The 3409-nt window shown below is 30.4% G+C and carries 3 protein-coding genes; 2 read left to right on the top strand and 1 reads right to left on the bottom strand.

The window, feature by feature from the left end; translation table 11 throughout:
* Positions 1 to 143: 143 nt before the first annotated feature.
* Both U9R42_06140 and trmB read left to right on the top strand, forming a co-directional pair.
* Entirely contained in the window at positions 144 to 2276 is a 2133-nt protein-coding gene (locus tag U9R42_06140; GenBank protein ID MEA3495600.1) for a M1 family aminopeptidase, read from the top strand.
* A gap of 77 nt (positions 2277 to 2353) precedes the next feature.
* The gene (gene trmB, locus U9R42_06135) at positions 2354 to 2998 is read left to right on the top strand and encodes a tRNA (guanosine(46)-N7)-methyltransferase TrmB (GenBank protein ID MEA3495599.1); all 645 of its coding nucleotides are present in this window, start codon (positions 2354 to 2356) and stop codon (positions 2996 to 2998) included.
* 136 nt (positions 2999 to 3134) lie between these two features.
* On the opposite strand, the gene U9R42_06130 is transcribed toward trmB, so the two are convergent.
* The coding region (locus tag U9R42_06130; protein ID MEA3495598.1) for a type II toxin-antitoxin system PemK/MazF family toxin at positions 3135 to 3409 on the bottom strand (275 nt) is incomplete at its 5' end.

Here is a 3409-nt window from a genome sequence, read left to right as displayed (position 1 = left end):
CAAAAAGAGTAATTTTGTAATCTGTGAATCTGTCTTTGACAGACGTAGTCTTTACTTTTTGCATGTCTTCGACAGACGAAGTCTGTGGCAAATTTGATTACCCACAGTATTTGACATAGAACCAAAAATAAAAACAACTAATTATGAAATTAAAAGCAAAATTATTATTCTTACTTCTTTTTTTTATTGTTAACACTTTGTTTGCACAAAATATTCATCACAAGCTCTATGTTGAGCTTTCAATTGAAAATAAATCAATTGATGTAATTGACAGCATAAAAATAGCTGATACTCTGTTAAAAAGCGGTAAACAAATATTTTTCACAATCAATAAAAATTTTAGTGTTCAAACATTAAGTACAGATGTTATAATTGACAATGTTGATTGTAACAAAAGCGATGAACAAAAATTCAAAGTGATTTTTATGGATTCAACGCTTAATGTAATTCCTATAAAATATAAAGGAAATATTTCGGGAGAAATAGTTAAAAGCAAAGAATATGCTCGTGGTTTTGGTGAAACCAAAGGAATTATTTCCGACAACGGTGTTTACCTTGCAGGTTCAACAAAGTGGATAGCTGATTTTGATACAAATCTTTTTACCTTCGAAATAGAAACAAAAATCAATCATAAATGGAAGGTTGTATCACAGGGAGAAAGAGTTGTAAATAAAATTAAAGCTGACAAAAGAACTGTAACTTATAATTGTCCCTATCCTATGGGAGAAATTTATTTGATAGGAGGAAAATGGACGGAATATCAAAAGCGAGCAGGAGGTGTAACAGCACAAGTATTTTTGATTAAACCTGAACAAGAGCTTGCTGAAAAATATTTAAATGTAACTTTTGATTACATGAAAAGCTACGAAAAAATGATAGGTGCTTTTCCTTATAAAAAGTTTGCTTTAATTGAAAACTTTTGGGAAACAGGCTATGGAATGCCATCTTTTACTCTACTTGGAAAAAAAGTTATTCGCTTCCCTTGGATATTGTACTCTTCCTATCCGCATGAGCTTCTTCACAATTGGTGGGGAAATTCCGTTTATGTCGATTATGAAAAAGGAAACTGGTGTGAAGGAATTACAGTTTATATGGCTGACCATTTGATGAAAGAGCGAAAAGGTGAAGGAGCAAAATACAGAAGAGAAACTTTACAAAAATATACTAATTATGTAAACGAAGACAATGATTTTCCGCTTAATGAATTTAGGTCAAGGCATAGTTCTGCTCAAGAGGCTGTTGGCTATGGTAAATCAATGATGATGTTTCACATGCTTAGAGTGGAATTTGGTGATGAAGTGTTTTTAAAAGTTTTTTCGGATTTTTATGAAAACAATAAGTTTACTTTTGCCTCTTATGACGATATTAGAAAAAGTTTTGAAAAAATTACAGGCAAAGCCCTTAAAGGTTTTTTTGATCAATGGGTAAACAGAACGGGAGCACCTTTTTTAGAATTATCAACCGTAAGGGTTACTAAACCCGATGAATACAAATTATCATTTGTTTTAACACAAACTCAGGATGCTTCTGTTTTTGACATAAAAATTCCTGTTGCGATTTATGATGAAAAAGGAGTAGTACTTAAGAAAATTCACATGACTGAAAAAATGCAGAATTTTGAAATAAGTTGCGAAACACGTCCTTTAAAAATTGAAATTGACCCTCAGTTTGATGTTTTTAGAAGACTTGACAACAAAGAGGTTCCCACAATAATTTCTACTGTTCTTGGCAAAGAAAGTCATGTAATTGTTTTTCCACGTAAATCAAATATGTATTACGAATATTTGGAATTTTCAAAAAGTTTTTCAAAATTTTTAAAAGAACAAGGAAAAAAAGTTAAGGTAATTAATGATGGAAATATTGGCGACACTCCAAAAGAAGGAACAGTTTGGATTTTAGGAATTGAAAATTCATTTGCTGTTTATAATAAAACATTAGATGACATGATAAAATTACTGCCCGAAGAAACAAAGAAAAAAATGAAAGATGTAGAAAAGAGCGGTACCTTTGTTTATACTTATCCAAACCCAAAAGATGAATCACAATCTTTTGTTTTTGTTTCAACAACTGACCAATACGCATTAGAAAATATTCACAGAAAACTGCCACATTATGGCAAATATAGTTTTGTAGGTTATAAAACTAAACATTTGAAAAACACATTAAAAGGAGTTTTTGCTGTTCAAGATTCTCCACTATCATATAATTTACATTACAAAGGAGGAACACCGAAAATTAGTGCTAAACTAAAAGTAAAGAAAGCACTTTGTGATTAATTAGTTTTTAGTTAAATATGATTATGTGGGCATAATTAAATGAAAGAATGTGTAGTAAAAACTCAAAACTTCTTAAAATGACAAGACAGAAGAAAATAAAGTTTAATGAATTAGCTACATTTGATAATGCTTTTGAAAGCCCAAATGAAATGAAGGCTAAGTGGAATAGTGATTATTTTAAAAATAATAATTCTATAATTCTTGAACTTGGCTGTGGTAAAGGAGAATACACAAATGAACTTGCAAAAAGATTTCCTGACAAAAACTTTATAGGAGTTGATATTAAAGGTGTAAGATTATGGCGTGGAGCAAAAGATGCAATAATTGCCAAACTTCAAAATGTAGCATTTGTTAGAATTTTAATTCAAAACATCACGGAAATTTTTGACAAAAATGAGATAGCTGAAATTTGGATTCCTTTTCCCGATCCATTTCCCCGACCGAGTAAATGGAGAAGAAGATTAGTATCCTCACTTTATCTAAATTATTACAAAGACATTCTTATAAAAAACGGAATTATTAATTTCAAAACAGATGATACCGACCTATATAAATTTGGATTAAAAACTCTGCAAGAAGAAAAACATGAAATAATTGAATATACCGATAATCTTTACAATTCTTCAATTCTTAATGAATACAACTCCATCACAACATATTTTGAAAAAATACATAGGGAAAAAGGAGAAACAATTAAGTATATAAAATTTAGATTAAAGTAGCTTTTCTTTATTTCGCCATAGTTGTTTCAACTTCCTCCAATACGCTCCAGCATCACGGCTGTCAGTTAATACAGCACAAATATCTACGACCGAAAACCACCATTCATTATTATGAATAGTCTTCTGGATTTCTTTTTTAATCAATAAATGTTTCTTTCATTATTGACTTCACTTCTTTTATTTCAAGTTTTGACAATCTTCCTAATGCCCTGATTATGCGTTGCTTGTCAATTGTCCGGATTTGATCAATTACAATCCAAGCTATTTTTCTGTCATGTTTTACTTCAATTCTTGTTGGGTATTTTCTCGACTTTGTGGTCATTGGTGCGACAATAATTGTTCTAAGATATTTATTCATCTCATTGGGTGAAATGATTACACAAGGTCTTGTTTTCTTAATCTCACTCCCTA

The sequence above is a fragment of the Bacteroidota bacterium genome (assembly GCA_034723125.1).
In the GTDB taxonomy this organism is placed as follows: Bacteria; Bacteroidota; Bacteroidia; order CAILMK01; family JAAYUY01; genus JAYEOP01.
This window is presented reverse-complemented; position numbering and strand designations above follow the sequence as displayed.